Annotated in this window: 5 protein-coding genes; 3 read left to right on the top strand and 2 right to left on the bottom strand. The window is 38.3% G+C overall.

Going from position 1 to position 4,936, the window contains the following annotated elements:
- Positions 1 to 252: nuclear transport factor 2 family protein (locus tag OQX61_RS24115; RefSeq protein ID WP_265844406.1), on the bottom strand; the 252-nt coding region annotated here is incomplete at its 3' end.
- Between the two features lie 182 nt (positions 253 to 434).
- Entirely contained in the window at positions 435 to 2,261 is a 1,827-nt protein-coding gene (locus tag OQX61_RS24110; RefSeq protein WP_265844405.1) for a family 20 glycosylhydrolase, read from the bottom strand.
- 512 nt (positions 2,262 to 2,773) lie between these two features.
- On the opposite strand from OQX61_RS24110, the gene OQX61_RS24105 reads away from it, so the two are divergent.
- From OQX61_RS24105 to OQX61_RS24095, 3 genes are all read left to right on the top strand, one after another.
- Positions 2,774 to 3,415, top strand: a complete 642-nt coding sequence (locus tag OQX61_RS24105) for a hypothetical protein (protein ID WP_265844404.1) — start codon at positions 2,774 to 2,776, stop codon at positions 3,413 to 3,415.
- Positions 3,416 to 3,429: 14 nt separating this feature from the next.
- A complete protein-coding gene (locus OQX61_RS24100; protein ID WP_265844403.1) occupies positions 3,430 to 3,798 on the top strand; it encodes a hypothetical protein in 369 nt (122 codons plus the stop codon).
- A gap of 200 nt (positions 3,799 to 3,998) precedes the next feature.
- Positions 3,999 to 4,397 (top strand): hypothetical protein, encoded by a 399-nt coding sequence (locus OQX61_RS24095; protein ID WP_265844402.1) that lies wholly within the window; start codon positions 3,999 to 4,001, stop codon positions 4,395 to 4,397.
- The last annotated feature ends 539 nt before the right edge of the window (positions 4,398 to 4,936 follow it).

The raw sequence follows: 4,936 nt of genomic DNA, 5'->3' as shown, positions 1-4,936 counted from the left end.
ATTCATTTTCAGTGTAATAACAGCTAAATCATCTATAATATTTAGCTGTTCAATATTTGGAATAAGCTCAGCTATTTTTAGATTTCCATTACGATATGTTTCTAAATCCATTTCTTTGGTAATGGTTTCACCACCCGGGACGATGAAAAGCAAATCATTGTGCAACAGTTTATCTAGTATCTCTACGTTACTACTTTTCATAGCGTCGTAAAGTTGGTTTTCAAGATTTAGAATATCGTTTTTTGTTATCATTTTTTTCAATTTATAGAGACGTTATTTTTTAATCAGGTTACAATCAATTCCCGGATATCACAACGGCATTTTATATGTCTGTAAAAGTTATTTTCTCAAATTCTAAAATACAACAGGGTAAATGAACAGATTTACGGACTATAACAACTAAAGAAGGATAGGTAGTGATCAGGATGCAATAATTACTTCTCTGCTCTTTTTTCTAAATCTTTCCTGTTAATAATTAAGGTCTTTCCTATAGGATTATTCTTTTGGTAGGCAACGGCCCTCAGCTGATAGATTCCTGCAGGTATCTGGATTGGTTCTCCCGTATATTTATTGGAAAATGAATCAGGATTGGTATTGTCAAGTGTATAATAAATAATTAAATCGTCCAGATCTGTACTTAGCGAGGCAATCAATTCATTTTTGTCATTAAGGCTTGTGCTGACGACGACATCAAAAGCTGCCTTAGAATAATTGATCCGCTCTGCATCCAGGTGCTTAAAACCGGAAGCCAGTTTCCGTTGGAAATTACTCCAGTTTTGCTTTGCTTTTGGTGACCAGAATACTTCTGCCAGCGCCATGGATCTTGGCCAGGTCATATATTCCGCATGCCGGTTCGTTGAAACTGATTCAGTCCATAAATTCCCTTGTCCGCCAAGCACTAATTCTTGTTTTATGTTAGGAGGGAGGGGATCCCATTGATAGGCAGTTTTAAGACGGAGCATGCTGTAGGTATCAGGTTCAAGTGCGGGATCTCCCTGATACAGGTCCAGATAGGTATTGTCTGCGGGGGTCATAATTACCTGATGCCCTTCCTGTGCAGCTTTAATACCTCCCTGCATCCCTCTCCAGCTCATTACAGTGGCATCAGGGGCCAACCCTCCTTCAAGGATTTCATCCCATCCAATTAACCTTTTGCCCTTTTTTTGAAGTATTTTTTCTACCCGTTTAATGAAGTAACTCTGTAACTCATCTTCTGTTTTCAGCCCATTTTGTACCATAAAGGCTTGCACAGGTGCAGATTTATGCCAGAATACTTTTGTGCATTCATCTCCTCCAATATGAATGTATTCATTTGGAAACAGGGCCGCCACTTCCCCAAGTACTTTATCAAGAAAATCATACACACGTTCATCTGCCGGATTCAATGTATTGTCCTGGATCTCATAAAATTTACTGCCAGGATTTACCTGATAGATCTCTCCTGTAGCTGATAAGTAAGGATAGGCCGCAATTGCTGCTAATGAATGGCCGGGTACATCAATTTCCGGGAGGATACTAATGGTTCTTTGTCGCGCATACGCTACAATCTCCCGTATATCATCCTGAGTATAAAATCCGCCATAGGTAGCTGCTTCTCCCTGCTGAGGCTGCTCATAGCTCCACCACTGTCCGATACGGGGTACACGCCATGCACCCACTTCAGTCAGCTTTGGAAAGGCCTTTATCTCAATCCGCCAGCCCTGGTCGTCGGTAAGGTGCCAGTGGAACACATTGAATTTGTATCTGGCCATCTGATCTATATAGGACTTAATAAATTCCTTAGAGAAAAAATGACGGCTTACATCCAGCATCAGGCCTCTCCATCCTAGTCGCGGATAATCAGTGATTTGTACGGCAGGGATTGACCATTGAGTAGGCTTTCCTTTTACAGATTCTACAGAAAGTAATTGGTTTATGGTTTGTAAACCATAAAAAATTCCCGAGGGCTTGAGCGCTTGAAGGGTAATTTCTGTAGAAGTGACCCTTAGTTTATAACCTTCATCTCCTTTTAAGTCCTTCAGGGAGGAATTAATTTCCAGTCGTATTGATTTGTCTGAACCAGAAGTTTTAGGCTTCATTTTTAAGTTTAATCCTGTACTATTCGCCAGCCAGAGAGAGAGGGTAGTGGCAAGTTCTTTCACCTCAGGAAGACTATTGGGCTTTACTGAGATGACCGTTTTGGCATCTATAATAAACTTCCCTTTTTCGATTTTAATAGATACAGGTTCCGGGATTACTGAAACACTTGTGGATTGAGCCACAGTTATCTGGTTGCAGAAGACAATAAGGATAAAAACTAAAGAAGAATACTTCATATTTTAAGCAGGTAAAGGTTAGTTATTATTATAATTGGCATTATTTCTATATCAGTAGAAGAGGAAATCAAGACTTTCTTAGTTTTATAATTAATCATTATTATGTAAATTAATTATTTTTATCTTATTTACTCACCTTACGCTTCCTGAAATCAGATAAAAAATCAAACATCCTCAAGACTCACCATTACTTAACTGGCTTTTTGATGACCTGGACATTTTGATTTTGAGGACTACTTTTGGATCTGATGTAAAAAGGTGGAAAGTTCAGACCCGAACTACCAATGGACTCATTAAAGCATATAGATCAGCCGAGCTGTTTTCTACTGGGGTTCCGGTTAGGGCGAGCCTGTTAGACGCCTCAGACAGCATGACCATTTTAAACTTTTGCGAAAAAGGGTTTTTAATAGCTTGTGCTTCATCTAAAATAAGGTAATGATAGGAGATGGTGGTTAAAAATGCAACATCAACAGCGGCTGTACCATAGGACCAGTGTTTTCGGAGGAATGGTTGTTGGTGCTGTTGGTTCTAAATTTTCTGCCACTATTCAGGGCTATGGTAATATGGCTTATTTTGGTGACCCTATTTCTCCTGGTTCTATAGGTAAATCAGCCTTATTGGGTGCATTTACCAGTGGTGTTATGGGAGGAATGAGTGCTCCTCCAGGGGTAAGTATGTGGACTGGTAGAGGCCCTCAAATAAACCCAGGACAGCTGACAATGGTTGAATTTGGTGGCAGGACAATCAATCAAAGCGCTGATGAAGCAAGCAATGACGTGGCTTTATGGAGTCAAAAAGCTTTTGATAAGAAGTTCGGTGGTGATGAGGCGGTGGCTCACTTTTCGAAGCATGGAAAAGAGATTATGAATAAAATCGGTGAGTCTTCGTACAATCTTAAGAATTATATGACGGATGCAAATTTTATTATCAAAAATGGTACTTTCGTGCCTGAAATGAATGGATATGTTAGGTTTTTTGGTGGAAAAAGTAGTGATTTTGGTTTTGTAGGATTGAATAGAGCTACAGGAAATATTACAACCTACCATATTAAACCACTTTCATTCCTTATTAAAAAGGCCCCAAATACATTTAGTCGTTAAATGAAATAATAAAAATGATTAAAATTGATAAAATAGAATGGTTATCGGAGGAAGCAAAAGAGGCTGAGGTTTACATTTCTGATGAGAATTTTAATATTATTTGTTTTGCATGTCCCTTAGATCAGGATGTAGGAGATGAAGTGCCCTTACCTTTATATACGCTGCATGCAGAACATATATATCTATTGAAAGATGAGGAGGTATTTTCAGTAGAAAAGGTGGGAACAGGCTTCGGATATAGCCTATCTGGTTGTGTGATTGATAAAGACAAGAGCCAGATAAAAGTTGGAGAGTTTATTGTAGAACTTGATAGTCCTTTACCGGGTGACATAGAAACAGGTAATTATGTATCATTCGTATGTGCCCGAATCGACATATACTAAGCAGGGGGAAATGGAAGATGCGGATAAGGATTTTGACTCTTTAGGTCCTAGTGTTACAGGTAGTATTCCTGAGAAAAATGGTAGAACAGGTGTATTGCTAGATGGTCGAAAAATCAATGTTAGAAATGGGAGTAGTACTCCTGGGGACGACCCAACAATACATGTCACAAACCCTGATGGTAGCACAATAAAATGGAGATATGAAAAGTGAAAATTTAAGTAAATGGGAACCAATAGAGAATATACCTTCAGAATTGTTTTTAGATAGCATCATAGATGACTATAAGGGGGTAAATGTTATCTTGAGAGGAGAAAATAGCGAAGAAGCAATATCTATAGAGTTTGGTTTGTTTGTTTTGTCTTATCAAAGTACGACCGAGTCGTGTATACTAAAGGATTTAGATGATAATATCTTATTGAAATCAATATGGCCATTATTTGTAACAGATGATTCAAGTTATATTAATTGGTTGGTAAAACAAAGTTATAGGATAATTGAGGGTGAATCAAAGCTTCACTATATTATTAAGCATGCTGATGGTATGATTGAAGTTGTTAGTACCCAGGCTCCAGAAGTTAGATGGATATTAGATAAATAACAAGGGAGGCGCTATGCTCTCAAAAATTTATATATTACTTGGGTTTATTTCGTTCGTGACAGCGCTTTATGTCTTGTCCTGAAATCACAAGATTGCGGGTTATAGCAATTGAATAGGAAAGACAACCTTGACGTTAATTCCATAAATTAGGTCAAAGCTTCAGAAGGAAAGCCGGAAAGTTAAATGGTGCTTTTACAGAACCCTTCCTGAAATCTGGTTGGGTGTATAAAGTTCATGTTTGAGCGTAGACATTTGACGAATTGGTTGGTGATTTCTGTTAGGGAATCCCCCACAGAAAAACTTTAACTTCGATAGGTATATCCCTGAAACTTCTTAAAAGATGGAAAAGAAAGAAAATGTCCCTCCCGAATCCACGTTATCGCGATAGACCAGAACACAGAAAATGTTCCTTCATTCGGAGTTTAACCTCAGATTATTGCTTTCTGCTATCTCCGCTACACTCCTATGTACCTTTCAATTAAAAAGATATACACCTGTACATCCTAAATAGAATACATGGAAATAACTGTATATTCCTG

The organism is Pedobacter sp. PLR, assembly GCF_026239675.1.
Lineage (GTDB): Bacteria > Bacteroidota > Bacteroidia > Sphingobacteriales > Sphingobacteriaceae > Pedobacter.
Note: the sequence above shows the minus strand (reverse complement) of the source record. Positions and strands in the feature narration are given on the sequence as shown.

Excerpts from the sequence above, each read along its gene's own strand:
- OQX61_RS24105 (WP_265844404.1), top strand. The coding sequence starts at position 2,774 with ATGCAACATCAACAGCGGCTGTACCATAGGACCAGTGTTTTCGGAGGA.
- OQX61_RS24095 (WP_265844402.1), top strand. The coding sequence starts at position 3,999 with ATGAAAAGTGAAAATTTAAGTAAATGGGAACCAATAGAGAATATACCT.
- OQX61_RS24100 (WP_265844403.1), top strand. The coding sequence starts at position 3,430 with ATGATTAAAATTGATAAAATAGAATGGTTATCGGAGGAAGCAAAAGAG.